Origin of the sequence: Streptomyces sp. NPDC059866 (genome assembly GCF_042731325.1) — a bacterium.
Lineage (GTDB): Bacteria > Actinomycetota > Actinomycetes > Streptomycetales > Streptomycetaceae > Streptomyces > Streptomyces flavusporus.
Genome location: NZ_JBHWJT010000004.1, coordinates 58,161 through 84,049, shown reverse-complemented (window position 1 = coordinate 84,049; position 25,889 = coordinate 58,161). Strand labels below are relative to the sequence as shown.

The following is a 25,889-nucleotide window of genomic DNA, read 5'->3' as shown; positions in this document are numbered from 1 at the left end:
CCAGATCAGCACCACGTCAGGGAGCGCACCGTGACCGCGTCCACCGGAGAGGGGCCGACGCCCGTCGCACTCGGATCGAACTGCCACGCCCATGTCGACCCCCTGGCCGCCGTGCGCACGCCGGACGACCCGCCCTGGGACGTCTATCTCACGGGCACGGTCTTCCTCGACATCGTCTTCACCGGGCTCGACTCCGCCCCGGTGCGCGGGACCGAGACCTGGGCGCGGGGGATGGGGTCGAGCCCCGGCGGCGTCGCCAACATGGCGACCGCGCTGGCCCGGCTCGGCCTGCGGACGTCCCTCGCGGCGGCCTTCGGCGACGACCACTACGGCGACTACTGCTGGGACGCCCTGGCCCAGGGCGAGGGCATCGACCTCACCCCGTCACGCACGGTGCGCGGCTGGCACTCCCCGGTCACCGTCTCGATGGCGTACGAGGGCGAACGCACGATGGTCTCCCACGGCCACGAACCGCCCCCCGAGGAGCCGTCCCACCCCTCGCCCGCCACCGCCCTCAAACGGCGCCCTCCGGGTGCAGACCTGCCTCCGTGCCCCCCACGCGCGCGTGCCGCCGTCGCCTCGCTCACCCCCGGCAAGCGCGCCCCCTGGATCGCGCAGGCCGCGAGCAGGGGCAGCCGCATCTTCGCCGACGTCGGCTGGGACGAAACCGGCGCCTGGGACCTGGCCGGCCTCGCCGACCTCGAACACTGCGAGGCGTTCCTGCCGAACGCCGAGGAGGCGATGCGCTACACCCGCACCGCCTGCCCGCGCGCCGCCGCGCAGGCCCTCACCGAGCACGTACCGGTCGCCGTGGTCACCCTCGGCGCCGAGGGCGCGTACGCGGTGGACCGGCGCACCGGGGAGAGCGCCGAGGTCCCGGCGATCGACGTGGAGGCGCTGGACCCCACCGGCGCGGGTGACGTCTTCGTGGCCGGTTTCGTCACCGGCACCCTCGCCGGCTGGCCGCTGGCCGAGCGCCTCGCCTTCGCCGGCCTCACGGCAGCCCTCTCCGTGCAGGAGTTCGGAGGCTCCCTGTCCGCCCCGGGCTGGTCCGAGATCGGCGCCTGGTGGCGCCGGGTGCAGTCGTTCGACGACCAGGACCCGGCGGCGCTGCGCCGGTACGCGTTCCTGGAGACCCTGATCCCCGCCACCGCCCGACCGTGGCCGCTGCGCCGCGCGGTCCCGACGATCGGCTTCGGCCGGTCGGTCTGACGCCGGTGTCCCGGGCCCTGTGTGCCGTACGGCGCACGGAAAAGTCCTACGGCGATGTCAGTCGTCCGGCGTACCCTGGAAATCGCCAGGCCGCCCTTGTGGCAGGCGAGTCGTATCGAGGAGGACGTGCAGGCCTTAAGCGCCGGCCCATGACTCAGACACCCACAGCTCACACCCCCGCGCAGGGGCAGGCGAGAGCACAGTTCACCGTCCCCGCCCAGCACCCCATGGTGACGGTGCTGGGGTCCGGCGACTCCCTACTGCGCGTGATCGAGAAGGCCTTCCCGGCGGCCGACATCCACGTCCGGGGCAATGAGATCAGCGCGGTCGGACCCGCGGCGGAAGTCGCACTCATCCAGCGCCTGTTCGACGAGATGATGCTGGTGCTCCGCACCGGGCAGCCGATGACGGAGGACGCAGTGGAACGCTCGATCGCCATGCTCAGGGCCAGTGAGAACGGGGAGGGCCCGGAGGAGACCCCGGCCCAGGTGCTCACCCAGAACATCCTGTCCTCACGCGGCCGCACGATCCGCCCCAAGACCCTCAACCAGAAGCGGTACGTCGACGCGATCGACAAGCACACGATCGTCTTCGGCATCGGCCCCGCCGGCACCGGCAAGACCTACCTCGCGATGGCCAAGGCGGTGCAGGCCCTGCAGTCCAAGCAGGTCAACCGCATCATCCTGACCCGCCCGGCGGTCGAGGCCGGCGAGCGCCTCGGCTTCCTGCCCGGCACCCTGTACGAGAAGATCGACCCCTATCTGCGCCCGCTCTACGACGCGCTGCACGACATGATCGACCCGGACTCCATCCCTCGTCTGATGGCCGCCGGGACGATCGAGGTCGCGCCGCTCGCCTACATGCGCGGCCGTACGCTCAACGACGCCTTCATCATCCTGGACGAGGCCCAGAACACGAGCCCCGAGCAGATGAAGATGTTCCTCACCCGCCTCGGCTTCGACTCGAAGATCGTGATCACGGGTGATGTGACGCAGGTCGACCTGCCGAACGGCACCAAGTCCGGCCTGCGGCAGGTGCGGGAGATCCTGGAGGGCGTCGAGGACGTCCACTTCTCCGTGCTGTCGTCCCACGATGTCGTCCGGCACAAGCTGGTGGGCCGTATCGTCGACGCGTACGAGAGGTACGACGACAAGTACGGCACGGAGAACGGCACGCACAAGGGCCGTGGCAAATCCGGCGCCAAGGGCTCCAAGGGGAAGTAGACCAGCACGACCATGTCGATCGACGTCAACAACGAGTCCGGAACCGAGGTCGACGAGCAGGCGATCCTCGACATCGCCCGCTACGCGCTCGCACGGATGCGCATCCACCCGCTCTCCGAGCTCTCGGTGATCGTCGTGGACGCCGACGCCATGGAGCAGCTGCACATCCAGTGGATGGACCTGCCGGGGCCCACCGACGTCATGTCCTTCCCGATGGACGAGCTGCGCCCGCCGTCCAAGGACGACGACGAGCCCCCGCAGGGCCTCCTCGGCGACATCGTGCTCTGCCCCGAGGTCGCCGCGAAGCAGGGCGCCGAGGCACCGACGCAGCACACCATGGACGAGGAGCTCCAGCTGCTCACCGTCCACGGTGTGCTGCACCTGCTCGGCTACGACCATGAGGAACCCGACGAGAAGGCCGAGATGTTCGGCCTCCAGGCGGCCATTGTGGACGGCTGGCGCGGGGAGAAGGGCCTGACCGGCCCGTCCCCGGCCCCGACCGTGTCATGAGCCTCCCGCTCGTCACCGGCGCCGTCGCCCTGGTCGTCGTCGCCTGGCTCGCCGCCTGCGCGGAGGCAGGCCTCGCGCGGGTCTCCAGCTTCCGCGCCGAGGAGGCCGTACGGTCCGGGCGGCGCGGCAGTGCCAAGCTCGCCCAGGTCGCCGCCGACCCGACCCGCTACCTCAACGTGGCGCTGCTGGTCCGCGTCGCCTGCGAGATGGCCGCCGGCGCACTGGTCACATACGCCTGTCTGACGGAGTTCGACGCGACGTGGGAGGCTCTGGTCGTCGCGATCGGGGTCATGGTCCTGGTGTCGTACGTCGCCGTCGGTGTCTCCCCGCGCACCATCGGCCGCCAGCACCCGCAGAACACGGCGACGGCGGCGGCGTACGTCCTGGTGCCGCTGGCCAGGATCATGGGCCCGATCCCGTCCCTGCTCATCCTCATCGGCAACGCGCTCACCCCCGGCAAGGGCTTCCGGCGCGGGCCCTTCGCCTCCGAGGCGGAGCTGCGCGCCCTGGTCGACCTCGCCGAGGCGGAGTCCCTGATCGAGGACGAGGAGCGCCGCATGGTGCACTCGGTCTTCGAGCTGGGCGACACCCTGGTCCGCGAGGTCATGGTGCCGCGCACCGACCTGGTCGTCATCGAGCGCTACAAGACCATCCGCCAGGCCCTCACCCTGGCGCTCAGGTCCGGCTTCTCGCGCATCCCGGTCACCGGCGAGAGCGAGGACGACATCGTCGGGATCGTGTATCTGAAGGACCTGGTCCGCAAGACGCACATCAGCCGGGACGCCGAGTCCGAGCTGGTCTCGACGGCCATGCGGCCCGCCGCCTTCGTGCCGGACACCAAGAACGCCGGCGACCTGCTGCGCGAGATGCAGAAGGAGCGCAACCACGTCGCCGTCGTCATCGACGAGTACGGCGGCACGGCCGGCATCGTCACCATCGAGGACATCCTCGAGGAGATCGTCGGCGAGATCACCGACGAGTACGACCGTGAACTCCCGCCCGTGGAACCCCTCGGCGAGGACCGCTACCGGGTCACCGCCCGCCTCGACATCGGCGACCTCGGCGAGCTGTACGGGCTGGAGGCGTACGACGACGAGGACGTGGAGACCGTCGGCGGGCTGCTCGCCAAGGCCCTCGGCCGGGTGCCCATCGCCGGGGCCTCCTCCGTCGTCGAACTGCCCGACAGCCGGGAGCTGCGGCTGACCGCGGAGGCCGCGGCCGGGCGCCGGAACAAGATCGTGACCGTGCTGGTGGAGCCGGTGATCCCGGCGGATGCGCCGGAGGAGGAGACGAGGCCGGAGTGACGCCCCAGGAGCTGCGCGCGTTCTGTCTGTCCTTCAACGCGGCGGTGGAGGACTTTCCGTTCAGCCCGGAGATCTCGGTCTTCAAGGTGCTGGGCAAGATGTTCGCCCTGAGCTGGATGGACAACCGCCCCCTGACGGTCAACCTCAAGTGCGACCCCGAGGACGCGGTCCGGCTGCGTAGCGATCACCCGGGGCTGATCATCCCCGGCTACCACATGAACAAGCGCCACTGGAACACCGTCACCGTCGACGGCGAACTCCCGGACCGTCTGGTCCGGGAGCTCATCGAGGACTCCTACGACCTGGTCGTGGCCGGTCTGCCGCGGGCCGAGCGGCTCCGCCTCGACCGGCCCTGAGCCGGGCAGTCCGTACGGCTTCGTATGCTCAGGGCATGACCGACACCAACGCGCTTGACCCCGAGGACCGCAAGATCGTCACCCTGGCCCGCTCGGCCCGGGCCCGCAACGGCGTCCCCGAGGGGGCTGCCGTACGGGACGAGACGGGGCGTACATATGTCGCCGGGACCGTCGCCCTGGACTCCCTGAAGCTCAGTGCCCTGCAGACGGCGGTGGCGATGGCGGTGGCGTCGGGGGCGAAGTCGCTGGAGGCGGCGGCGGTCGTCACCGAGGCGGAGTCCGCGTCCGCGGAGGACCGGGCGGCCGTACGGGACCTCGGGGGCTCGGAGACGCCCGTGCTGGTGGCCGGGCCCGATGGGGTTGTGCGGCTGACCGTTTCCGCGGGCTGAGGTCTCCGGAAGGTAGGCCGGAATTCAACCTTGCCGTCCCACGCCTCTCGCGTATCAATGGACCCGTAAGTTCCGACGGACCGTCAGATTCATGCTCGCGCAGCGTGCCCGCACCCCGCTGCCGGGTGGTCCGTCGGCGTATCTCCCGTCCATCCCCACATGGCATTCCCAGACACGGGAAGGGAGCCGGATCCCCATGAGAGGCAAGCGCACAGCAACAGGTGCGGCACTGGCGGTCGGGGCCCTCGCGGTCACCGGCGTCGTCCTCGCGCCCGCCGCCGTGGCCGTCGCCCCGGAGTCGGCGACGATCACCGCCGACTGCGGCACCTTCGGCGGCGGCGAGGCCACGCTCACGGCCACCCAGAACGGCACCGCCGCCACGATGACCCTCACGTCCTCCGCGATCACCGCGCCGATCGCGCTCGGTGAGGACTCGATCGCGTCCACGCTCACCCTGGTGAAGGGCAGCGGCGGCACGACCGCCTTCACCGGCACCGAGAACCCGGCGATGGCCGCCGGCGACAGCGTCACCGTCGGCCCGCTGAGCGGCACCGTGGCCTCCGGCGACAGCCTGGAGGCCTTCGGCGGTTCGCTGCGGATGACGGTCTTCGGCATCACCATCACCTGCACGGCGACCGGACCGCAGTCCCCGGGCCCGTTCGTGTTCGACTGAGAACGATCCACTGAGAACGATCGGCTGAGACCGGAACAGTGCGCTGCGCGGCCCCCTCGCTCGGAAGGCGTCGGGGCCGCGCCCGTGAGGTCGTCCGGGCAGGTGTGCGGCGGGGCGTCGACGATCAGGGAGAATGGGCGGCATGAGCGTTCGCACCCCGTCATCCGAGCAGCCGGCCGACACTGTCCATCGGGCCGGCTTCGCCTGCTTCGTGGGCCGCCCCAACGCGGGCAAGTCCACCCTCACGAACGCTCTGGTCGGGCAGAAGGTGGCGATCACGGCGAACCAGCCGCAGACCACCCGGCACACCGTGCGCGGCATCGTGCACCGGCCCGACGCCCAGCTGGTCCTGGTGGACACCCCGGGTCTGCACAAGCCGCGCACGCTGCTCGGCGAGCGGCTCAACGACGTCGTCCGCACGACGTGGGCCGAGGTGGACGTGATCGGCTTCTGTCTGCCCGCGAACGAGAAGATCGGTCCCGGTGACCGGTACATCGCGAAGGAGCTGGCGTCGATCAGGAAGACGCCGAAGATCGCGGTCGTCACGAAGACCGACCTGGTCGACAGCAAGACGCTCGCCGAGCAGCTCATCGCGATCGACCGGCTCGGCAAGGAGCTCGGGTTCGAGTGGGCGGAGATCGTCCCGGTGTCGGCGGTCGGGGACAAGCAGGTGAGCCTGCTCGCCGACCTGATCGTTCCGCTGCTGCCCGAGGGCCCGGCCCTCTACCCCGAGGGTGATCTGACCGACGAGCCCGAGCAGGTCATGATCGCGGAGCTGATCCGCGAGGCCGCGCTGGAGGGCGTCCGCGACGAGCTGCCGCACTCCATCGCGGTCGTGGTCGAGGAGATGCTCCCGCGCGAGGACCGTCCCGCCGACAAGCCCCTGCTGGACATCCACGCCAACGTCTACATCGAACGCCCCAGCCAGAAGGGCATCATCATCGGCCCCAAGGGCAAGCGCCTGAAGGAGGTCGGCATCAAGTCCCGCAAGCAGATCGAGGCCCTGCTGGGGACGCCGGTGTTCCTGGACCTCCACGTCAAGGTCGCCAAGGACTGGCAGCGGGACCCGAAGCAGCTGCGCAAACTGGGCTTCTGACCGTCACCTCTGCGCCCGCAGCAGGTCCCGGAACCAGGCGTACGACGCCTTCGGAGTCCGCTCCAGCGTCTCCCGGTCGACATGGACCAGGCCGAAGCGGCGGGCGTAACCTTCCGCCCACTCGAAGTTGTCCAGCAGCGACCACACGAAGTAGCCGCGCACGTCCACGCCCGCCGCCAGCGCCCGGTGCAGTGCCCGCACATGCCCGTCCAGGTAGGCGATCCGGTCCTGGTCGTCGATCCCCTCGTACGAGCAGCCGTTCTCGGTGATCACGACGGGCGGGAGCCGGTCGCCGTAGCGCTCGCGGAAGCCGGTGAGCAGCTCGGTCAGGGCCTCCGGGACGACCGGCCAGCCGAAGTCCGTCACCGGGACGCCCTCGATCTGCCGTACGGAGAAGGGGAGGTCGGCCGGCATCGTCAGTCCGCCGAACTCGATCTCCGTGCCCTGGGGTGCGCCCACCCTGGTCGGCGCGTAGTAGTTGATGCCGTACCAGTCGACCGGCTCGGCGATCACCTTCAGGTCGGCCTCGACGTCCCCGGGCATCAACTCGCCGATTCCTGCCGGGTATTCACCGAGCAGGACCGGGTCCGCGAACAGCTGGTTGAGGAGTACGTCGTAGAAGTCCGCCGCCGCCACGTCGGCGCTGTCCTGCGACGCCGGCCAGGTCGGTCCGTGCGAGTTGGCGATCCCGATGTCCGAGGCGCCGGCCGCGCGCAGGGCGCGTACCGCCAGACCGTGCGCCAGGAGCTGGTGGTGGGCGACCGGGAGGGCGTCGAAGAGGAGCTGCCTGCCGGGGGCGTGGGCGCCCAGGGCGTGGCCCAACAGGGTGTGTTCGGCAGGTTCGTTGAGGGTGATCCACTTCGTCACCCGGTCACCGAGCCGCTCCGCGACCACCGACACGTACTCCGCGAACCGCGCCGCCGTGTCCCGGTCCAGCCAGTCGAGCGTGACCGGCAGGTCCCAGTGGAAGAGGGTCGGAACCGGCCGTACGCCCGCCGCGCACAGCTCGTCCACCAGACGGTCGTAGAAGTCGAGGCCCCGCCCGCCCGCGAAGACCGCCCTCGGCCAGGAGACCGAGAAGCGGTACGCGTCCACGCCCAGGCCGGCCAGGAGGGCGACGTCCTCGCGGTAGCGGTGGTAGTGGTCGCAGGCCACCGCCGCGGTGGAGCCGTCCTTCACCCGTCCCGGCTCGGCCGTGAAGACGTCCCACACGGACGGCTCACGCTCGTCCACCGCCCCCTCGATCTGGTGCGCCGAGGTCGACACGCCCCACAGGAAGGTGTCGGGGAACGCCGGGAACTCAGGTGTCGGGTTCGTCGCGGTGCGCGCATCAGTCGCCATGCGCCGGATCATCGGTACCGCCGGTAACGGAAGTCAACGGGCAGGCGGGAACAGCGAGTTACGCACCTTCCTTCAGCACCCGGCTGATCAGCCTGCGCTGCTCCTCCGTCAGCCGTGGATCCGCGCAGTACACGGTGTTCCCGTCCACGGTGATCTGGTAACTGAAGCCGTCGGGCACCCCGACGGGGGGCGCGCCCCGGCCGGAAGCGACCGCGCGCTCGGCCAGGGCGTGCCACTCCTGGGCGTCGGGCCGACCCGAGGTGTCCACCTCGGCGTGCCGCTCGATGCCCGCGAATCCGCCCGTGCGCCTCACCTGAATACGCATGGGATCTGTCTAGTACGGAACTACAGGGTGCGCACCCCCACCTGTTCCCAGGCCTTGAGTACCGCCTGGAACTCCTCGCCGCCGTCGCCGTACCGTGCCTTCGCGGCAGCGACGGTCAGCGTGGCGAACTCCGTGAAGTTCGCCTTCTCCTTCAGCTCGCCCCCCGTCAGCACGTCGTACCAGATCTGTCCCGCCCGCTCCCAGGCGTGCCCGCCGAGTGCGGTGGCGGCGAGGTAGAAGGCGTGGTTGGGGATGCCGGAGTTGATGTGGACGCCGCCGTTGTCGCGGCCGGTGCTGACGTAGTCGTCCATCGTGGCGGGCTGCGGGTCCTTGCCGAGGACGTCGTCGTCGTACGCCGTGCCCGGCGCCTTCATCGAGCGCAGGGCCACGCCCGACACGCGCGGGGCGAGCAGTCCGGCGCCGATCAGCCAGTCGGCCTCGGCGGCGGTCTGGCCGAGCGTGTACTGCTTGATGAGGGAGCCGAAGACGTCCGACACGGACTCGTTGAGGGCGCCGGGCTGGCCGAAGTAGGTGAGGTTGGCCGTGTACTGGGTGACGCCGTGGGCGAGTTCGTGGCCGATGACGTCGATGGGGATGGTGAAGTCCAGGAAGATCTCGCCGTCCCCGTCGCCGAAGACCATCTGCTCGCCGTTCCAGAAGGCGTTGTTGTACTGCTCGTCGTAGTGGACGGTTGCGTCGAGCGGCAGGCCGTTGCCGTCGATCGAGTTGCGTTCGAAGGCCTTCAGGAACAGCTCGAAGGTGGCGCCGAGTCCGGCGTAGGCGCGGTTGACCGTGGCGTCCTTGCCGGGCTCGTCGCCCTCGCCGCGGACCTTCTTCCCGGGCAGGTCCGTCTTGTGCCGGGCGTCGTAGATGGTGCGGTGCGGCTTGTCGGCCGCGGCATCGGCGGGCGGGGCGACGGCGGGCGCGCCGAGGACCGTGGTCAGCCGGCGGTGGGTGCGCTCGTAGGCGTCGCGCTGCAGGGTCTGGCGGGCGGGGCCGGAGAGCGCGGGGTCCTCGGCCTGGGCGAGCTTGTCGAGGACGTGCGGTGGAACGATGGTGCAGAAGACGGGCGTGAAGCCCCCGTTGGTCGTCATGCCCCAGCACCCTTGCACTGTGTTATGCCGCTGTCACCACCTGCAACCATGATTGGTGAAATGTGCCGACAAGGTGCCCCGTCGGCCGGCCCCAAGTGGTATGGCGCACTTTTTGTCCCGTTTGTTCTTCTGGTCCCGCATACTGATACGGACCCCCGCATCCGGAAGAGCTCGGCTAGCATGCTGCGCATCATGCGTTTCGGGCTGCTTCTTCTTAGCTGCCGCGGCGAGGGCCTGTAGTCGAGGCCGACTCCCTCCCCGCGGAGCTTGGCGTTGCGTCGTCGGCCGTCCTTCCGGACACCTTGAGGAGCCCACGCATCATGGCGAACCGTCAGCAGCCCAGTTCCATGCCGATCCACAAGTACGGCCGCTACGAACAGGTCGACATCCCCGACCGCACCTGGCCCGAGAACCGGATCACCGCCGCCCCCCGCTGGCTCTCCACCGACCTGCGCGACGGCAACCAGGCCCTGATCGACCCCATGTCGCCGGTGCGCAAGCGCGCGATGTTCGACCTGCTGGTCAAGATGGGCTACAAGGAGATCGAGGTCGGCTTCCCGGCCTCGGGCCAGACCGACTTCGATTTCGTACGGTCGATCATCGAGGATCCCGGCGCCATCCCCGAGGACGTCACGATCTCCGTACTCACCCAGGCCCGCGAGGACCTGATCGAGCGGACCGTCGAGTCCCTGAAGGGCGCACGCCGCGCCACCGTCCATCTGTACAACGCCACCGCCCCGGTGTTCCGCCGGGTCGTCTTCCGCGGCTCCAAGGACGACATCAAGCAGATCGCCGTCGACGGCACCCGGCTGGTCATGGAGTACGCCGAGAAGCTGCTGGGTCCGGAGACCGAGTTCGGCTACCAGTACTCGCCGGAGATCTTCACCGACACCGAGCTGGACTTCGCCCTGGAGGTCTGTGAGGCGGTCATGGACGTCTGGCAGCCCGGCCCGGGCCGCGAGATCATCCTCAACCTGCCGGCCACCGTCGAGCGCTCCACGCCCTCCACGCACGCGGACCGCTTCGAGTGGATGGGCCGCAACCTCTCCCGCCGTGAGTACGTCTGCCTGTCGGTCCACCCGCACAACGACCGCGGTACCGCCGTCGCGGCGGCCGAGCTGGCGCTGATGGCCGGCGCCGACCGCGTCGAGGGCTGCCTGTTCGGGCAGGGCGAGCGCACCGGCAACGTCGACCTGGTCACCCTGGGCATGAACCTGTTCTCGCAGGGCGTCGACCCGCAGATCGACTTCTCCGACATCGACGAGATCCGTCGTACGTGGGAGTACTGCAACCAGATGGAGGTCCACCCGCGCCACCCGTACGTGGGCGACCTGGTCTACACGTCCTTCTCCGGCTCCCACCAGGACGCCATCAAGAAGGGCTTCGACACCATGGAGGCCGACGCGAAGGCCAAGGGCGTCACGGTCGACGACCTCGAGTGGGCGGTGCCGTACCTGCCGATCGACCCCAAGGACGTCGGCCGCTCCTACGAGGCCGTCATCCGCGTCAACTCGCAGTCCGGCAAGGGCGGCATCGCGTACGTCCTGAAGAACGACCACAAGCTGGACCTGCCGCGCCGGATGCAGATCGAGTTCTCGAAGATCATCCAGGCGAAGACGGACGCCGAGGGCGGCGAGGTCACGCCGAAGGACATCTGGGCGACCTTCCAGGACGAGTACCTGCCGAACGCGGAGAACCCCTGGGGTCGTATCCAGGTCAAGAACGGCCAGTCCACGACCGACCGGGACGGCGTGGACACGCTGACCGTGGAGGCCGAGGTCGACGGCGTCGAGACGACGCTGGTCGGCACCGGCAACGGCCCGATCTCCGCGTTCTTCCACGCGCTGCAGGGCATCGGCGTCGACGTCCGGCTGCTGGACTACCAGGAGCACACGATGAGCGAGGGCGCGTCCGCGCAGGCCGCCTCGTACATCGAATGTGCCATCGACGGCAAGGTTCTGTGGGGCGTCGGCATCGATGCGAACACGACGCGTGCCTCGCTGAAGGCGGTTGTCTCGGCCGTCAACCGGGCGGCTCGCTGAGGGTTCGCTCCGCGGGGGGTGCGGCTCCGCTGGGGGTGCCGCGATGGGTTGTCGGTCGGGTGCGGCGCCGTTGTGGCTCGTCGCGCCCACGCGGCGGAGCCGCATATAGGCACAGCCCCGCGCCCCTCGAGGGCGCTGCCGCGCCCGGCGTTCAGAGGCCCCGTTCACCGTCTTCCGGTGGGCGGGGCCCGTCGGTTTTCGGCCATTGACCTGTGTAGGTCACGGAAAGGTCTCGTCCGGGGTACTGACTCCGCGTCCGTGATGTGGCTAACATCACGCAAGCGCGGCGACGTTGCCGTGGGGTTACGGAGGTGCGACGTGCTGCCAGGACGGGGACGAAACGGCCGTGCCACCAGGCGTTCGCGCATGCTGGGCACCCGTACCGCATGGACGGCCGTCGGCGACGGCGAGTTCTTCTGCCCCGGCTGCGGAGGCGACCGCAACTACCAGCGGCTGACCGGCCGCCGCCGCTTCATCCTGCTCGGTCTGCCCGTGCTGCCGCGCGGCAACACCGGGCCGGTCGTGGAGTGCGCGGCCTGCCGGCGCCACTTCGGTGCCGACGTCCTCGACCATCCGACCACCAGCCGTTTCTCGGCGATGCTCCGCGACGCCGTGCACACCGTCGCCCTCGCGGTGCTCGCCGCGGGCGGCACCCGCACCCGTACGTCGCTCACCACGGCCGCCGGCACGGTGCGTGCGGCCGGTTTCGAGGACTGCACCGAGGAACAGCTGGGCGCTCTCGTCGACGCGCTGGCCGCGGACACCGGACGGGTCTTCGGGGCACCCTGCGGACCGGGGCTGGCCATAGAGCTGCACGAGGCCCTCGACCCGCTCGCCCCGCACCTCGCCCCGGCCGGCCGTGAGTCGATCCTCCTCCAGGGCGCCCGCATCGCCCTGGCCGACGGCCCCTACACCCCCGCCGAACGCGAGGTCCTCACCACCGTGGGCGCCGCCCTCACCATCACGTCGGACGAGGTGAGCCGTCTGCTGGCGGCGGCGCGGACGCCGTCCTGAGCGCGAACGCGAGGCGCAGGGCCCAACTGGGCATCGTGGCCTACGAGTCGGGGCAGGTGACTGCTGGGACGATGTGACCGACAACCGGTCACCGTCCATGGGGGGTCCCTGAGATGCCACGTCCGAGACGCGCCTTCCTGACCGCCGCAGCACTCCTCACCCCCGTCGCCCTCAGCTCGCTCACCGCGCCCACGCCGGCCTCCGCCGCCGGCCGGTGCACGTCCTCCGTCCCGTACGTCTCCGGGGAGGGCGGCTACGACACGTACCGCATCCCCGCCGCCGTCAGCACCCCGCGCGGCACCGTCCTCGCCTTCGCGGAGGGCCGGCGCGGCGGTGCCGGTGACTCCGGCGACATCGACGTGGTCGTCCGCCGCTCCACCGACGGCGGCTGCACCTGGGGCCCGCTGACGGTCGTCGCCGCCGGGGACGGCGACACACGGGGCAACCCGGCGCCGGTCGTCGACCCGGCCACCGGCGCGGTCGTGCTGCTCACGTCCTACAACAGCGGTGCTGTGACGGAGGCGCAGATCATGCGCGGCGAGGTGACGCCCGCTCAGAGCCGACGCGTGTTCGTGCAGCGCAGCCTGGACGACGGGCGCCGCTTCACCCGCCCGCAGGAGATCACGGCGGCGGTGAAACAGCCGAACTGGCGCTGGTACGCCACCGGCCCCGGCCATGCGATCGCCCTCACCCGCGGCCCGCACAAGGGCCGGCTGGTGGTCCCCGCCAACCACTCCGCCGCCCCGCCCGCCGGCTCCCCCGACACCGGCCAGGAGCCCAGGTACTACGGCGCCCACGCCCTCTACAGCGACAACGGCGGCCGCACCTGGCGGCTGGGTTTCGTCGACGACTCCTACGACGGCCACAACAACGCCAACGAGTCCGCGGCCGCCCAACTCCCCGACGGCAGGATCTACTTCTCCGCCCGTGACCAGCACGGCACCAGCACCGGCAACCGCCTCGACAGCCACTCCGCCGACGGGGCGGTCTCCCTGGAACGGCCGTACACCGTCCAGCCCACCCTCGACGACGTGCCGATCGTGCAGGGCAGCGTCCTGCACCACCCGGGCGCCGGGCTGCTGTTCTCCGGCCCGTCCGTGCCCACCGCCCGCCAGGCGATGGCGGTCTGGCGCAGCACGGACGGCGGCGCGACCTTCACCAAGGCGCTCACCCTGTCCCAGCAGCGGGCCGCCTACTCCGACCTCGTACGGCTCGGCCGGGACACGGTCGGCATCCTGTACGAGACGGGGGTGACGGGCACCTACGAGACGATCGAGTTCCGCCGGCTGCCGGTCGGCTCGCTGACCTGACCGACCGGCAGCCGGGTGCCCGTCAGCCGTTGAAATGCCTGCCGAGCTGGGCCTCCCCCGCGGCGGTGCCCAGCGACCCGGCGCCGAAAGAGACCGAGCCGGTGCCGGTCACCTGTGTGGCTCCACCGGGGAGCACCCAGACCCCACCCGCGCCCGCGTTCTCCCCCGGAGCCCCCACGTACAGGTCCGCGCGGCCGTCGCCGTTGGTGTCGGCCAGCCGTACGGCGGTGCCGAAGACGTCCCCCGCCTCGGCGCTGCCCGGCACCGACGTCGTGTTCTGGGTGAAGGTCTTCGCTCCCTGCCCGGTGAGCCCCGTCGCGGTACCCCGCAGGACGGTCACCGAACCCGCCTCGTCCCGGGTGCCCACGCCCTCGCGGCTGACGCCGACCGCGAGGTCGAGGAGGCCGTCGCCGTTCACGTCCCCGAGGGACAGGCTCGCGCCGAAGTGGTCCTCGTCCTCCGCGGTGCCCGGGATTCCGGGGCTGTCCTGGTGGAGCAGCGTGCGCGGGCTCGCGGTGTCCGGACCGGCGGTGCCGCCGCGGACGATCTCGACCGCGCCGCCCAGCGCGTTGACGTCCTCGGTGCCGTCCATGTCGTACTCGCTGGTGCGGCCGAGGACGATGTCGGCGTACCCGTCTCTGTCGAGGTCGCCCACCGCGACGGCCCGGCCGCCGTCCAGGGTCTTGCCGGTGTTCGCGTCCTTCAGTGTCCGGGCGGCCGTCAGTCCGGCCCGGCTGCCCGCGAAGTACTGCACGAGGCGGGGGCCGTGGTAGGGCAGTTCCCCGGAGCCGTGCGAGACGACGGCCACCACGTCGTCGATGCCGTCGCCGTTCACATCGCCCGCGGCGAGGGCGGGGCGGCCCCACAACTCCTCCGCCGGGCCGCCGACCTCGACGTTCATCGCCTCGGTGCGGGCCGGCCCGGCCGCCCGGTCCACCGGGCCGTACGCCACCGTGGTCCCGGTGGCCAGGTCCACGTGGCCGTCCCCGTCGAAGTCGCCCGCGGTGAGCGCTTCGCCGAGATTCTGGTCGGCCCGCGTGCCCTTGATGACGGTGCCGCCGGACAGGCCGCTCGCGCCGCCCCACAGCACCGTCAGACGGCCGGCCCCCGACAGGGACCCGTTGTCCTCGTACGACGAGCCGACGACGAGGTCGGTGTAGCCGTCGCCGTCGAGGTCCCCGGTCGTCAGGGCCGTGCCGAACAGGTCGCCCTGGTCGACGCCGCCCGGTACCCCGGGTGAGTTCTGGTGGTAGACCTTCCGGTACGCCGCCTTCACCCCCGTCGACCGGACGCCGTACGTCACGGCCACGTAGCCGGCCGCCTCCTTGCCGGCCACCGTCGCGGTGTACGCGGTCACGGCCGTGTCGGTGACACCGTCGCCGTTGAAATCGACCTTCGCCGGGCCGGCGGCGGTTCCGGCGGCCGGGGCGGCCTGTGCCCCGGGTGCGATCGCGGCGGTTGCCGCCATGGCGACGGCGGTGGCCACCGTCATACGAAGAGTGCGTCTGCGCACAAGGCCTCCTGCTCAGGACGTGCTTCGAAGTGACGAGCCGTCAGATCGACTCGTGCACACCCGCAAGACCCGTGGCGCAAACGAATGGTTGTACGCAGTCCACCCGGCGTTCACTTCACAGGAGTCCCCCGGCCGCCAGGAACTTCCCCACCCGCTCCACCTCGTCCGCCGACAAGGGGATCTGCGGCTCAGCGGTCGCGGGACAGGCGATGACCCCCCGCAGATGCAGGGCCGCCTTGAACGCCCCCAGCGCCGACGAACTCCCGCCCATCCGCGCCGGGTCCCCGACACCGGCCAGGCCGAACAGGGCGCACAGCCGCTCCTGTTCGGCGCGGGCGCGCTCCCAGTCGCCGGCCCGGCACAGCCGGTAGAGGCGGACGTAGCCGTGCGGGTCGACGTTGGCGAGGCCGGGCACCGCCCCGTCGGCACCCAGCGCGAGCGCGGCGTCGACGACGACCTCGGAGCCGGTCAGCGCGGTGAACCCGGTGAGGCCGGGGTGCGTGCGGGCGGCGGTGACGACCCCGCGGAAGCCGCCGAGGTCGCCGCTGGAGTCCTTCAGCCCGGCCAGCACACCGTCCGCGGCCAGCTCCAGCACCAGCTCGGGGGCGAGCTTGGTGTGCACGGCGGACGGGATGTCGTAGGCGAGGACGGGGACCGGGGAGGCGGCGGCGAGCATCCGGTAGTGGCGGGCGATCTCCGCGGGGTGGGTGCGGGTGTAGAAGGGGGCGGTCGCGACGACCGCGTCCGCGCCCGCCGCCGTGACCCGCCCCACGTGGTCCAGTACGCGCGGCGTGGTCATGTCGATCGCGCCCGCCAGGACCGGCAGCTGCCCGCCCACATGGTCCACCACCGCCCGCACGACCCGCTCGCGCTGCCCGTCCGTCAGATACGCCGCCTCCGAGGTCGAACCCAGCACGAACAGCCCGTGCACCCCGCCGGCCATCAGATGGTCGACCAGCCTGAGCAGCGAGGGCACATCCACCTCGCGGTCCGGTGTCAGGGGCGTGCAGACGGGCGGTACGACACCGGTGAGCGGGGTGGGAAGGGTCATCTGGGCTCCTTCGACAGGTGCGCCTGGCCGACGAGTTCACGGGTCGGCTGGTCCTCCGCCACCGGATGATGGCAGCGGAAGCGATGCCCGACGGTGGACGAGACGGAAATCCCGGGCATCGACTCGGCGCACTCCTCGTCCGCCTTCCAGCATCGGGTACGGAACGGGCATCCGCTCGGCGGGCGGGTCGCCGACGGCACCGGACCGACGAGCGGGATCGGGTCGATGGGGTCGAGGAGGCCGGGGGTCGCGGAGAACAGGGCGCGGGTGTACGGGTGCCTGGACCGGTCCGTCACCCGGTCGGCCGGGGCCTCCTCCACGATCCGGCCGAGGTACATGGTGATCACCCGGTCGCTCATCCGCCGTACCGTCTGGATGTCGTGCGAGACGAACACCAGCGCCAGGCCCAGCCTCTCCTTGAGGTCCAGCAGCAGGTTGAGGATCTGCGCGCGCACCGACACGTCCAGGGCGCTGGTCGGCTCGTCCGCCACCACCAGGTCGGGGTCGAGGGCCAGGGCGCGGGCGATGGCGACGCGTTGCCGCTGACCGCCGGAGAGCTGGCCGGGCAGCCCGTCGGCGAGCGCCCGCGGCAGTCCCACCAGCGCCATCAGCTCCCGTACCCGCTCCTCCCGTTGGGCTGCCGTACCGCGCTTGTGCACGTCCAGCGGGTCGCGCAGGATCTGCCGGACGGTCAGCCGGCGGTTCAGGGCGGTCGACGGGTCCTGGAAGATCATGCCGGTGTGGCTGCCGATCGCCGCCCGGCGCTCGTCGGCCGACATGGTCCACAGGTCACGGCCGCGGAAGGACACCGTCCCGGACGTCGGCCGCTGCACGCCCACCAGCACCTTCGCCAGCGTCGACTTGCCGCAGCCGGACTCGCCGACCACGCCGACCGTCTCGCCGGGCGCGATGGTGAGGTCGGCGCCGGTGAGGGCGTACACCTTGTCCCGCCTGAAGACACCCCCCGTGCGGGCCTTGTGCACGACATGCACGCCGGCGAGTTCCAGCACTGCGCTCACGTGACGACCTCGCTCTCCGCCTCGCCCTCGGTCACCAGCAGGACCGCCGGATGGTGGCAGGCCGCCGTGTGGGTGCGGGTGCCCAGCAGGTCCGGGGTCGTCGTCCGGCAGGTCTCGCTCGCCATCGGGCAGCGGTCGGCGAACCGGCAGCCCGCCGGGAAGTCCGCGGGGGAGGGGACGACACCCTTGATCTGTGTCATCCGCTCCTGGGACGACTCCAGCGACAGCACGCTGCCGAGCAGTCCGCGCGTGTAGTGGTGGGCCGGCGCCTCCACCAGGTCGGCGGTCACTCCCGTCTCCACGATCTGCCCGCCGTACATCACCACCACCCGGTCGGTGATGTCCGCGACCAGGGCGAGGTCGTGCGAGACCAGGATCAGCGCGAAGCCCAGCTCCTCGCGCAGCCGCAGCAGCAGTTCCATGATCTGCGCCTGCACGGTCACGTCCAGCGCGGTCGTCGGCTCGTCGGCGACGATCAGCTTCGGGTCGCGGGACAGGGCCATGGCGATCAGGACGCGCTGGCGCTGGCCGCCGGAGAGTTCGTGCGGGTAGCTGCGCAGGGTGCGGTCGGGGTCGAGGCCGACCATGGTGAGCAGTTCGGCGGGGGTGCGGTGCCCGCCGCGTCGTACGACCTGCTTGAGCTGGGCGCGGATGGTCATCGCGGGGTTCAGGGACGACAGGGCGTCCTGGTAGATCATCGCCATCTCGTGGCCGAGGAGCCGGCGGCGTACCCGCATCGGCTCGGCGAGCAGGTCGCGCTGGTTGAAGCGGACCTGGCCGCGCACCCGGGCGCCCCCCGGCTGCAGGCCCATCACGGTCAGCGCCGTCAGTGACTTGCCGCAGCCCGACTCGCCGACCAGGCCGAGCACTTCACCGGCGTGCACCTCGAAGCTGATGCCGTCGACGATGTCCACCCCGTGGTGCCGGTGGTCGAAGCCGATCGCGAGGTTCTCGACCGCGAGCACCGGCTGCCCGTCGGGGAGCGGGCGGGCGCGGGAGCGGAGCCGGCGGGCGGCCTCGGCCAGGCCGGGGAGCTGGACGACCTTGCCGCTGCCGGGCTCGGGGGCCTCCACCCGGTCGGTCTCCTTGCGTACCTCCACCTCCCGCGCCGCCGGAGCCGCCCATGCGTCCGACACGCCCTCCGACAGGATGTTCAGCGACAGCACGGTGACCAGCATCAGCAGCCCGGGGAACACGGTCGCCCACCAGCCGCCGGTCAGCACCATGTTCTTGCCGTCCGCGATGACGCTGCCCCACGACGGGTCCGGCGGCCGTACGCCCGCCCCGATGAAGGACAGCGACGCCTCGAAGACGATCGCCTCGGCGACCTGCACGGTGCAGAACACCAGCACCGGGGCCGCGCAGTTGATGGCCACGTGCTTGAGGACGATGTGCGGGGTGCGGGCGCCGATGACCCGTTCGGCGGTCACATAGTCCTCGCCGTACTGATCCAGCACGTTCGCCCGTACGACCCGGGCGACCGGCGGCGTGAACAGGAACGCGATCGCGCAGATCAGCACCGTGATCCCACCGCCGAACACGGCGACCAGGACGGCGGCGAGCGCAATCCCCGGGAACGCCATCACGACGTCCAGACAGCGCATCAGCGTCTCGTCCACCGCCTTGCGGGAGGTGGCCGCCACCGCGCCGATCAGCGAACCCGCGATGAGGGCCAGCGCGGTGGCGCCGAGTCCGATCGCCAGCGACCAGCGGGCGCCGTACATCAGCCGGCTGAGGATGTCCCGGCCGAGGCTGTCCTGGCCCATCCAGTGCTCGGTGGACGGATGCCCGGTGCCGTCGACCGGCGGCAGCTGCTCCAGTGGGTCGTACGGCGCGAGCAGCGGCGCGAACACCGCGACCAGCACCACCAGCGCCAGGAAGCAGACGGCGACCTTCGACAGCAGCGGCAGCCGGCGCCAGCCGCGCAGCCGGACGCCGGGGCGGGTCAGCGCCTGGGTGAGGCTCTTGCGCGTGAACATCAGGCCGCTTCCCTCAGTCGCGGGTTGACCAGCAGATAGAGGATGTCGATGACGAGGTTGACGACCACGAAGCCGGTCGCCGTCGTCAGCACGACGCCCTGGACGACGGCCGGGTCGCCGTTCTTCACGGCGTCGATCATCAGCTTGCCCATGCCGGGCAGCGAGAAGATCGTCTCGATGACGACCGCACCGCCGAGCAGATAGCCGACCCGCAGCCCGAGCACGGTCAGCGGATTGATCAGCGCGTTTCTGAGCACGTTCCGCCCGACCACCACCCGCGGCGGCAGCCCGCTGCCGATCGCCGTGCGGACGTAGTCCTTGTCCAGCTCCTCCACGACGGCCGTCCGCACGATCCGGGTCAGCTGCGCGGCGACGGGCAGCGACAGGGCGAGGGCGGGCAGCGTCATGGTCTTCAGCCAGCCGGTGAAGGAGTCCGCCGGATTGATGTAGCCGCCGGTCGGGAACCAGCCCAGGTCGACCGCCAGGTACTGGATCATCAGCAGCGCCAGCCAGAAGCCGGGCGCGGCCACACCGGTCAGGGACACGACCCGGATGATCTGGTCGGGCAGCCGGTCCCGGTAGATCGCGGCGGTCACCCCGCCGATCAGCGACAGCACCACCGCGATGCCGAGGCCGAGGAAGGTCAGCTGCATGGTCAGCGGCAGCGCGGTCATGACCTGGTCGATCACCTCGCCGCGGGTCAGCGCGCTGGTGCCCATGTCACCGTGCAGCAGGTCGCCGACGAAGGCGACGTAGCGCACCGGGAGCGGGTCGAGCAGGCCGTGCTCCTCGCGGAAGTCGTGCAGCTGCTCGGGCGTCGGGTTGGCGCCCTGGAAGAACGCGGACGCCGGGTCGACGTCCGAGAACCGCATCACCAGGAACACGAACAGCACGATGCCGAGCATCAGCGGCACGAGCAGGGCGATACGGCGGGCCAGGATCCTGACGATGGCGACCACGAACCAACTCCCGGATGATTAAGCCCACTTGGCCTGGAGGACGTTGATTCCGGGGTACGGCTGGGCCCTTATGCCGGCGAGTTCGCTCGGGTCCCAGGCCGTCATGAGTTCGTTGTGGACGACCGGGTAGAGCACGGCCTGTTCGGCGACGACGTCGATGTAGTCCTGGATCATCGCCTTCTTGCGGTCCGGATCCGCCTCCCGGGTCGCCTGGTCCATGTCCCTGAACAACTGCTTGGCGACCGGGTCGCCGGCCCAGCGGGCGTACTGCATCCACAGGTTCTCGGGCCCGTAGTTGTAGTGCATGATCAGGTCGGCGTCGAGGCCGAACTGGTTGGGGTTCGAGGCGGCGGCGACGACCTGGTAGTCCTGCTTCTGGTCCATCTTGGTGAAGACGGCCGTGGTCTCCTGCGGCGACAGCGTGGTCCGCACGCCGATCGCGTCCCAGGACGACTTGATGGTCGGCAGACAGTCGACGATCCAGCTGACGTTCACCGCGAGGATCTCGACCTTCAGCCCGCTGACCCCGGCCTGCTTCAGCAGGGCCCTGGCCTTGTCGGGGTCGTGGTCGTAGACGGTCTTCGCGCGCCGGTACGCCGGGTTGCTCTCGTCGAGGAACGACGACGACGGCTTCCCGTGCCCCTTGAGGGCCACCTCCACCATCTTCTCGGTGTCGATGGCGTAGTGCAGCGCCTGCCGCACCCGTACGTCGTCGAACGGCTTGTGCCGTGTGTTGAACATCAGGAACAGGTTGTTCATCCCGGCCCCGCCGGCCACCGTCAGCCCGCTGTTCTCCAGCCGGCCGATGTTGGCGTACGGGATGTTGTCCGCGATCTGCGCGCCCGCGCTCGAGCCGGAGATCCTCGCGACGCGCGGAGCGGCGTCGACGATCGTCAGCCAGTTCATCTTCCTGAAGGCGGGCGGGCGCGGACCGTTGTAGCCGTCGAACGCCTCGAAGGTGGTGTTGGACTTCGGGTGGTGCGCGGTCTGCCGGTACGGCCCCGAACCCACCGCCAGCCCCTTGATCGCCTCGTCCCAGGCGCCGGGCCGGGAGAAGACGTGCTTCGGCATGATCTTCGCGAGGGTGAGCCGGGACACGCCCTCCGGGAAGGGGAACTTCAGGACCAGCTCCACGTTCTGCGCGTCGATCTTCCGCACGTCCTTCAGCCAGGGCTCGAAGAACCCCTTGGCCAGGGTCTGGGTGTCCGGGTCGAGGATCCGGTCGAAGACGAAGACCACGTCGTCGGCGGTGACCGGCCTGCCGTCGTGGAACTTCGCGCCCGCCCGCAGGGTGAACTTCCAGGACGTGCCGGTCAGGTCCGCGGGCATCCGGGTCGCCAGGGCCGGATACGGCTCACGCGAGATCGGGTCGGTGTCGAGCAGCCCCTCGTAGATGTGGTTGTTGCCGGCCATGCAGAACGCGGACGCGGTCTGCGTCGGATCCCAGCTGCCGTCGTTCCCGTAGCCGATGACCGCCGTGAGCGTCCGGTTCGCGCCCTCGCCCCCGTCGCCGGTGTCATTGGTGGACTCCGGGCCGGCCGAACACGCGGACAGTGACGCGGAGACCGCGGCGGCGGCACCGAGAACGCCGGTGTACTTCAGGAACGAGCGGCGGTGCAGCGCCGGAACGTCGTGGGTCACGTCGCGCACGGGTCCTCCGGGAGGGGTGGGGGAGGCGGTCGGATGATTCTGACTATTCGGACGATCAGGAGATACGACGTCCTACGTCCGGTCACGCGACCATAGGAGCGGCCGTGAGGGCGGTCAAGGGATCACACACGAATGGCGTATCCGCCAGAGGTCACACCAATGGCGGTATGAAACGGCGGGAGTTGATGCAGGTGAGTGCACGGGCGGCCTGACCGACCCCCTGGAGAATGACCCCGTGAACACTGATCCCTTGGAGACCGATCCGGTGGAGACGCAGGAGCTGTGGGACGAGCAGGCGGCGGGCGTACTCCGGCTGCCGTCGGGGCGACTGGTGCGGGGACGCGGTCTGCGGCGTCCCCTCGCACCAGGGCCGCCCAGCCCGTCGTACGGCCTCTACCTGCTCGGCAAGCGGCCCCCCGCCGTCCCCTGGGACTCCCGCTGGGTCCGCTGGCCCGACTTCCGCCTCCCGGCGGACCGCGCCGACGCTCGCGCGGCCCTCGCCGAGGCCTGGGAACGCGCCGCCCGCGAGCGGGTCGAGATCGCCTGCGGCGGCGGCCGCGGACGCACCGGCACGGCCCTGGCCTGCCTGGCCGTCCTGGACGGCGTACCGGCCGAGGAGGCGGTGGCGTACGTCCGCGCGCACTATGACCGGCGGGCGGTGGAGACGTGGTGGCAGCGGCGGTATGTGCGGGGCTTCGCTACCGGGTGAGGATTTACCCCCGGCCTTCCCTGAGGTACGCCCCGAGGCGTTCGATCGCCGACGGGTTCCGCGGGCTCTCCACGAGGTCGACGTAGTCCAGCGTGAAGATCCGCCGGTGCTTGACGGCCGACACGTTCCGCAACGGGGCGTACGACAGCAGGAACCGCTTCTTCTGCTCGGCGCTGACGTCCCCGTAGTCGCAGATGACGATCACGTCGGGGTTGCGTTCGACGACCGTTTCCCAGCCGACCGTCGTCCACGAGTCCTCGAGGTCGTGCATGACGTTGACGCCGCCCGCCTTGCCGATGATCTGGTCGGGTGCGGCGTAGCGGCCGGAGGTGAAGGGCTGGTCCTCGCCGCTGTCGTAGAGGAACACCTTGGGACGGTCGGCGCCCTTGGGGGCCTTCGCCTCGACGTCGGCCACCTGCTTCTGGAAGCCGGCGATCAGCTCGGCGGCCCGGTCCTCGACGCCGAAGAGCCTGCCCAGGTTCGTCAGGTCCGTGTACAGGGCCTCGAGCGGCGGCATGATGCCGCGGGAGGTGTCCGTGCGGCCGTTGCGGCAGGACTCGGTGAGGATGTACGAGGAGATGCCGAGCCCCCGCAACGCGTCCGGGGTGAAGCCCGCGTCCTCACGGAACCCGTAGTTCCACCCGGCGAAGACCAGGTCCGCGCGGGCGTCCAGGACGTTCTCCTTCGTCACCTGGTCCTTCGACAGCCACGGCACCTTGTCGTAGCCGTCCTTCCACGGCACCCCGTCCAGGTCGCCCTTGTCGTCGGGCATGACGAACCCCGCCATCCGGTCCTCCAGGCCGAGCGCGAACATCAGCTCGGTGATCCCGACGTCGTTGGTGACCACACGGCTCGGGACCTTGTCGTAGGTGACCTTCTTGCCGCAGTTGGTGAGGGTGACGGACGTCGTGGCCTTCGCGTCGGACGACGTGTCGACCTGCGCGCCGCAGCCGGCGGTGACGAGAGCGGCGACGGAGAGCACGGCAGCAACTGGCTTGCGCATACGAGGGTTTCCTTAGCGAGTCGGCTTAAAGCAGGTCGAACAGCAACTGCACGGCGCCGGTCTCCGGATGCCGTACGGGATGGGCCCGCACCCCGAACACCTCGGCGAGCAGCTCCGGTCGGAGCACGTCGTGCGGCGGCCCGGAGGCCACGACCCGGCCCCCCTCCACGACGTACAGCAGATCGCAGTGCGCGGCGGCGAGGTTGAGATCGTGCAGCGCGGCCAGCACGGTCAGCCCGCTGGCGCGGACGAGCGAAAGGACGTCCAACTGGTGGGCGATGTCGAGGTGGTTGGTGGGTTCGTCCAGCACCAGCACCCGGGGGCGCTGCGCCAGCGCCCGCGCGATCAGCACCCGCTGCTTCTCACCCCCGGACAGGGCGAGGAACCCACGCTCGGCGAGATGCCCGACGCCCGTCCGCTCCATGGCCTCGGCGCAGACCGCTCCGTCCTCGGCGGCGGTACGCCCCCGGTGCGGCAGCCGCCCCATCCGCACCACCTCGGCCACGGTGAAGTCGAACTCGGCCGACGACTCCTGCGGCAACGCGGCCAGCCGCCGCGCAACGCCCCGCGGATCCAGGGCGTGCACGTCGTCGCCGTCCAGCCGTACGACCCCGGCGGCCGGCCGAAGCGCCCGGTACACGCACCGCAACAGGGTTGACTTCCCACTGCCGTTGGGCCCGATCAGCCCCACGAACGCCCCGCTGTCCACAGCGAGCCGGACGTCCTCCACCAGCCGCACCCCGGCGGCCTCGACCGACACGCCCTCCACATCGAGCCGCATCAACGCCCCCCGAACGCGTAACCGCCCCGCCGCATCAGCAGCAGGAACGCCGGCACACCCACCACCGCCGTGATCACCCCGACCGGCAGCTCGACCGGCGCGAACAGCAGCCGCGACAGCACGTCCGCCCACACCAGCAGCACCGCCCCGGCGAGCGGAGCAACAGCCAGCACCCGCCGGTGATCGGCGCCGACCAGCATCCGTACGACATGCGGCACCATCAGCCCCACGAAGCCGATCGCCCCGCTCACCGCGACGACGGTCCCCGTCACGGCCGCCGTCACCAGGAACAACTCCCGCCGCAACCGCTCGGGCGGCACTCCCAGCGCCGCGGACGTCTCATCCCCCATCGCCAGCGCGTTCAACGCCTCGGCGCGCAGCCGCAGCCACGCCCACCCGGCCACCACGGTCACCGCGACGATCGGCACCCGCGCCCAGGTCGCCCCGCCCAGGCTCCCGAGCAGCCACATCATCGCCGACCGGGCGGCTTCGCCCCGGGCAGCGCCGAACACCATCACCGTGGTGAGCGCCTCGAATCCGTACGCCATCGCCGTCCCCGTCAGAATCAGCCGCAGCGGCGTCAGCCCGTGCGCCGACCGGGCGACGGCGTACACGATCGCCATGGCGGCGAGCGCGGACCCGAACGCGGACACGGACAGCGCCCACACCCCGAGCCCGGCGAACGCCCCCAGCAGGATCACGGCGTTGGCACCGACAGCGGCCCCGGACGAGATCCCCAACACGAACGGATCGGCGAGCGCATTCCGCACCATCGCCTGCACAGCGACCCCGACGGTGGCGAGCCCCGCTCCGACGACAGCCGCGAGCACGACGCGCGACAGCCGGATCTCCCAGACGATGGTGTACGCCGCCACGTCCCCGGCGCCGATGGCTCCGCCGGTGAAACCGGCCCCGAGGAACCGGAAGACGTCTTCCCAGCCGACCCCGGCGGCCCCCAGCCCCACCCCGCACACGAGCGACCCGAGCAGGAGGAACCCGAGCACGACAACCAACAGGGAAACGGGTATCCGGCCTGGATGTCGGCGCACGGCGGCGGTCCTTCGCCTCGGCTCGCAGTCCACGGCGAGCGATCAACGGATGGCACACCGCCCACGGGTAATCGGGCTCGCACGTGGACTGTCGGGTCCTCGCACACACCGTTGCGGGTCAGCGCCGGACTCTCACCGGACTTCCCCCGCGGGAGGCGCCGTGAGCGTAGCAGCCGGCGAAGGTGACCGCCCAGGGGCCGACTGGGGAGGGCGTACCTGACGAGGTGACCGTCGGGGCCGCCCGCTTCTTGGCCAGTGTCGTGCTTCCACGGCCCGAGTAAAGGGCG

General features: G+C 70.9%; 24 protein-coding genes and 1 riboswitch. Of the genes, 12 read left to right on the top strand and 12 right to left on the bottom strand.

Annotated elements, in window-relative coordinates; genetic code table 11:
• The first annotated feature begins 30 nt into the window (after positions 1 to 30).
• The 8 genes from ACFV7R_RS06890 (at position 31) to era (ending at position 6,763) form a co-directional block, all read left to right on the top strand.
• Positions 31 to 1,212 (top strand): carbohydrate kinase family protein, encoded by a 1,182-nt coding sequence (locus tag ACFV7R_RS06890; RefSeq protein ID WP_385260758.1) that lies wholly within the window; start codon positions 31 to 33, stop codon positions 1,210 to 1,212.
• A gap of 149 nt (positions 1,213 to 1,361) precedes the next feature.
• Positions 1,362 to 2,435: a PhoH family protein gene (locus ACFV7R_RS06885; protein ID WP_385260755.1), complete on the top strand. Its 1,074-nt coding sequence runs from the start codon at positions 1,362 to 1,364 to the stop codon at positions 2,433 to 2,435.
• Positions 2,436 to 2,447: 12 nt separating this feature from the next.
• Positions 2,448 to 2,945, top strand: coding sequence for an rRNA maturation RNase YbeY (gene ybeY / locus ACFV7R_RS06880; protein ID WP_224738738.1), 498 nt, complete (start codon positions 2,448 to 2,450; stop codon positions 2,943 to 2,945).
• On the top strand, positions 2,942 to 4,249 hold the full coding sequence (locus tag ACFV7R_RS06875) for a hemolysin family protein (protein WP_385260753.1): 1,308 nt from the start codon (positions 2,942 to 2,944) through the stop codon (positions 4,247 to 4,249). The genes ybeY and ACFV7R_RS06875 overlap by 4 nt, the downstream gene beginning before the upstream one ends.
• The gene (locus ACFV7R_RS06870) at positions 4,246 to 4,605 is read left to right on the top strand and encodes an MmcQ/YjbR family DNA-binding protein (protein WP_385260751.1); all 360 of its coding nucleotides are present in this window, start codon (positions 4,246 to 4,248) and stop codon (positions 4,603 to 4,605) included. Before ACFV7R_RS06875 ends, ACFV7R_RS06870 begins: the two co-directional genes overlap by 4 nt.
• Before the next feature lie 35 nt (positions 4,606 to 4,640).
• Positions 4,641 to 4,994, top strand: coding sequence for a cytidine deaminase (locus ACFV7R_RS06865; protein ID WP_129801841.1), 354 nt, complete (start codon positions 4,641 to 4,643; stop codon positions 4,992 to 4,994).
• A gap of 196 nt (positions 4,995 to 5,190) precedes the next feature.
• Complete coding sequence (locus ACFV7R_RS06860) at positions 5,191 to 5,667, top strand: hypothetical protein (RefSeq protein ID WP_224738734.1); 477 nt, start codon at positions 5,191 to 5,193, stop codon at positions 5,665 to 5,667.
• A 142-nt stretch (positions 5,668 to 5,809) separates the two neighbouring features.
• Positions 5,810 to 6,763, top strand: a complete 954-nt coding sequence (gene era, locus ACFV7R_RS06855; RefSeq protein WP_385260747.1) for a GTPase Era — start codon at positions 5,810 to 5,812, stop codon at positions 6,761 to 6,763.
• 3 nt (positions 6,764 to 6,766) lie between these two features.
• On the opposite strand, the gene ACFV7R_RS06850 is transcribed toward era, so the two are convergent.
• From ACFV7R_RS06850 to ACFV7R_RS06840, 3 genes are read right to left on the bottom strand one after another with little or no spacing between them, the layout of a single operon-like run.
• Positions 6,767 to 8,116, bottom strand: a complete 1,350-nt coding sequence (locus ACFV7R_RS06850; protein ID WP_385260745.1) for a GH1 family beta-glucosidase — start codon at positions 8,114 to 8,116, stop codon at positions 6,767 to 6,769.
• 46 nt (positions 8,117 to 8,162) lie between these two features.
• The gene (locus ACFV7R_RS06845) at positions 8,163 to 8,429 is read right to left on the bottom strand and encodes a protealysin inhibitor emfourin (protein ID WP_129801844.1); all 267 of its coding nucleotides are present in this window, start codon (positions 8,427 to 8,429) and stop codon (positions 8,163 to 8,165) included.
• A 20-nt stretch (positions 8,430 to 8,449) separates the two neighbouring features.
• Positions 8,450 to 9,523: a M4 family metallopeptidase gene (locus ACFV7R_RS06840; protein WP_385260743.1), complete on the bottom strand. Its 1,074-nt coding sequence runs from the start codon at positions 9,521 to 9,523 to the stop codon at positions 8,450 to 8,452.
• Between the two features lie 320 nt (positions 9,524 to 9,843).
• Between ACFV7R_RS06840 and leuA the strand changes: the two genes are divergently transcribed.
• From leuA to ACFV7R_RS06825, 3 genes are all read left to right on the top strand, one after another.
• Positions 9,844 to 11,565: a 2-isopropylmalate synthase gene (leuA, locus tag ACFV7R_RS06835; RefSeq protein ID WP_385260740.1), complete on the top strand. Its 1,722-nt coding sequence runs from the start codon at positions 9,844 to 9,846 to the stop codon at positions 11,563 to 11,565.
• Between the two features lie 318 nt (positions 11,566 to 11,883).
• Entirely contained in the window at positions 11,884 to 12,579 is a 696-nt protein-coding gene (locus tag ACFV7R_RS06830; protein ID WP_129801847.1) for a TerB family tellurite resistance protein, read from the top strand.
• Positions 12,580 to 12,692: 113 nt separating this feature from the next.
• Entirely contained in the window at positions 12,693 to 13,889 is a 1,197-nt protein-coding gene (locus ACFV7R_RS06825; protein WP_385260737.1) for an exo-alpha-sialidase, read from the top strand.
• A 22-nt stretch (positions 13,890 to 13,911) separates the two neighbouring features.
• Here the strand turns inward: ACFV7R_RS06825 and ACFV7R_RS06820 are convergent, their stop codons facing one another.
• The 6 genes from ACFV7R_RS06820 to ACFV7R_RS06795 all read right to left on the bottom strand — a co-directional run bounded on the left by ACFV7R_RS06820 (position 13,912) and on the right by ACFV7R_RS06795 (position 22,060).
• The gene (locus ACFV7R_RS06820; protein ID WP_385260735.1) at positions 13,912 to 15,402 is read right to left on the bottom strand and encodes an FG-GAP and VCBS repeat-containing protein; all 1,491 of its coding nucleotides are present in this window, start codon (positions 15,400 to 15,402) and stop codon (positions 13,912 to 13,914) included.
• A 115-nt stretch (positions 15,403 to 15,517) separates the two neighbouring features.
• The gene (locus ACFV7R_RS06815) at positions 15,518 to 16,453 is read right to left on the bottom strand and encodes a dihydrodipicolinate synthase family protein (RefSeq protein WP_385260733.1); all 936 of its coding nucleotides are present in this window, start codon (positions 16,451 to 16,453) and stop codon (positions 15,518 to 15,520) included.
• A complete protein-coding gene (locus tag ACFV7R_RS06810; RefSeq protein ID WP_385260730.1) occupies positions 16,450 to 17,472 on the bottom strand; it encodes an oligopeptide/dipeptide ABC transporter ATP-binding protein in 1,023 nt (340 codons plus the stop codon). The genes ACFV7R_RS06815 and ACFV7R_RS06810 overlap by 4 nt, the downstream gene beginning before the upstream one ends.
• Positions 17,469 to 19,451, bottom strand: a complete 1,983-nt coding sequence (locus tag ACFV7R_RS06805; RefSeq protein WP_385260727.1) for a dipeptide/oligopeptide/nickel ABC transporter permease/ATP-binding protein — start codon at positions 19,449 to 19,451, stop codon at positions 17,469 to 17,471. Before ACFV7R_RS06805 ends, ACFV7R_RS06810 begins: the two co-directional genes overlap by 4 nt.
• Entirely contained in the window at positions 19,451 to 20,410 is a 960-nt protein-coding gene (locus ACFV7R_RS06800; protein WP_129801852.1) for an ABC transporter permease, read from the bottom strand. The genes ACFV7R_RS06805 and ACFV7R_RS06800 overlap by 1 nt, the downstream gene beginning before the upstream one ends.
• A gap of 18 nt (positions 20,411 to 20,428) precedes the next feature.
• The gene (locus ACFV7R_RS06795; RefSeq protein WP_385260725.1) at positions 20,429 to 22,060 is read right to left on the bottom strand and encodes an ABC transporter substrate-binding protein; all 1,632 of its coding nucleotides are present in this window, start codon (positions 22,058 to 22,060) and stop codon (positions 20,429 to 20,431) included.
• A gap of 265 nt (positions 22,061 to 22,325) precedes the next feature.
• Here ACFV7R_RS06795 and ACFV7R_RS06790 point away from each other — a divergent pair, with 265 nt between their 5' ends.
• Positions 22,326 to 22,769 (top strand): protein phosphatase, encoded by a 444-nt coding sequence (locus tag ACFV7R_RS06790; protein ID WP_385261400.1) that lies wholly within the window; start codon positions 22,326 to 22,328, stop codon positions 22,767 to 22,769.
• A gap of 4 nt (positions 22,770 to 22,773) precedes the next feature.
• Here ACFV7R_RS06790 and ACFV7R_RS06785 read toward each other — a convergent pair whose 3' ends face one another.
• Genes ACFV7R_RS06785 through ACFV7R_RS06775 form a run of 3 tightly spaced genes read right to left on the bottom strand, consistent with a single transcriptional unit; the run spans position 22,774 to position 25,602 of the window.
• The gene (locus ACFV7R_RS06785; protein WP_385260723.1) at positions 22,774 to 23,772 is read right to left on the bottom strand and encodes an ABC transporter substrate-binding protein; all 999 of its coding nucleotides are present in this window, start codon (positions 23,770 to 23,772) and stop codon (positions 22,774 to 22,776) included.
• Positions 23,773 to 23,797: 25 nt separating this feature from the next.
• Positions 23,798 to 24,553, bottom strand: coding sequence for an ABC transporter ATP-binding protein (locus ACFV7R_RS06780; RefSeq protein ID WP_385260720.1), 756 nt, complete (start codon positions 24,551 to 24,553; stop codon positions 23,798 to 23,800).
• Positions 24,553 to 25,602 carry a FecCD family ABC transporter permease gene (locus tag ACFV7R_RS06775; protein WP_385260718.1) on the bottom strand — a complete coding sequence of 350 codons (1,050 nt, stop codon included), beginning with the start codon at positions 25,600 to 25,602 and terminating at the stop codon, positions 24,553 to 24,555. The genes ACFV7R_RS06780 and ACFV7R_RS06775 overlap by 1 nt, the downstream gene beginning before the upstream one ends.
• Before the next feature lie 44 nt (positions 25,603 to 25,646).
• Positions 25,647 to 25,783: riboswitch (cobalamin riboswitch) on the bottom strand.
• Positions 25,784 to 25,889: the final 106 nt, after the last annotated feature.

What these genes read in the sequence shown, in the direction of transcription:
- ACFV7R_RS06780 (WP_385260720.1), bottom strand. Translation starts at nt 24,553, where the DNA reads ATGCGGCTCGATGTGGAGGGCGTGTCGGTCGAGGCCGCCGGGGTGCGG.
- era (WP_385260747.1), top strand. Translation starts at nt 5,810, where the DNA reads ATGAGCGTTCGCACCCCGTCATCCGAGCAGCCGGCCGACACTGTCCAT.
- ACFV7R_RS06785 (WP_385260723.1), bottom strand. Translation starts at nt 23,772, where the DNA reads ATGCGCAAGCCAGTTGCTGCCGTGCTCTCCGTCGCCGCTCTCGTCACC.
- leuA (WP_385260740.1), top strand. Translation starts at nt 9,844, where the DNA reads ATGGCGAACCGTCAGCAGCCCAGTTCCATGCCGATCCACAAGTACGGC.
- ACFV7R_RS06825 (WP_385260737.1), top strand. Translation starts at nt 12,693, where the DNA reads ATGCCACGTCCGAGACGCGCCTTCCTGACCGCCGCAGCACTCCTCACC.
- ACFV7R_RS06805 (WP_385260727.1), bottom strand. Translation starts at nt 19,451, where the DNA reads ATGTTCACGCGCAAGAGCCTCACCCAGGCGCTGACCCGCCCCGGCGTC.
- ybeY (WP_224738738.1), top strand. Translation starts at nt 2,448, where the DNA reads ATGTCGATCGACGTCAACAACGAGTCCGGAACCGAGGTCGACGAGCAG.
- ACFV7R_RS06875 (WP_385260753.1), top strand. Translation starts at nt 2,942, where the DNA reads ATGAGCCTCCCGCTCGTCACCGGCGCCGTCGCCCTGGTCGTCGTCGCC.
- ACFV7R_RS06815 (WP_385260733.1), bottom strand. Translation starts at nt 16,453, where the DNA reads ATGACCCTTCCCACCCCGCTCACCGGTGTCGTACCGCCCGTCTGCACG.
- ACFV7R_RS06850 (WP_385260745.1), bottom strand. Translation starts at nt 8,116, where the DNA reads ATGATCCGGCGCATGGCGACTGATGCGCGCACCGCGACGAACCCGACA.
- ACFV7R_RS06865 (WP_129801841.1), top strand. Translation starts at nt 4,641, where the DNA reads ATGACCGACACCAACGCGCTTGACCCCGAGGACCGCAAGATCGTCACC.
- ACFV7R_RS06845 (WP_129801844.1), bottom strand. Translation starts at nt 8,429, where the DNA reads ATGCGTATTCAGGTGAGGCGCACGGGCGGATTCGCGGGCATCGAGCGG.
- ACFV7R_RS06885 (WP_385260755.1), top strand. Translation starts at nt 1,362, where the DNA reads ATGACTCAGACACCCACAGCTCACACCCCCGCGCAGGGGCAGGCGAGA.
- ACFV7R_RS06860 (WP_224738734.1), top strand. Translation starts at nt 5,191, where the DNA reads ATGAGAGGCAAGCGCACAGCAACAGGTGCGGCACTGGCGGTCGGGGCC.
- ACFV7R_RS06840 (WP_385260743.1), bottom strand. Translation starts at nt 9,523, where the DNA reads ATGACGACCAACGGGGGCTTCACGCCCGTCTTCTGCACCATCGTTCCA.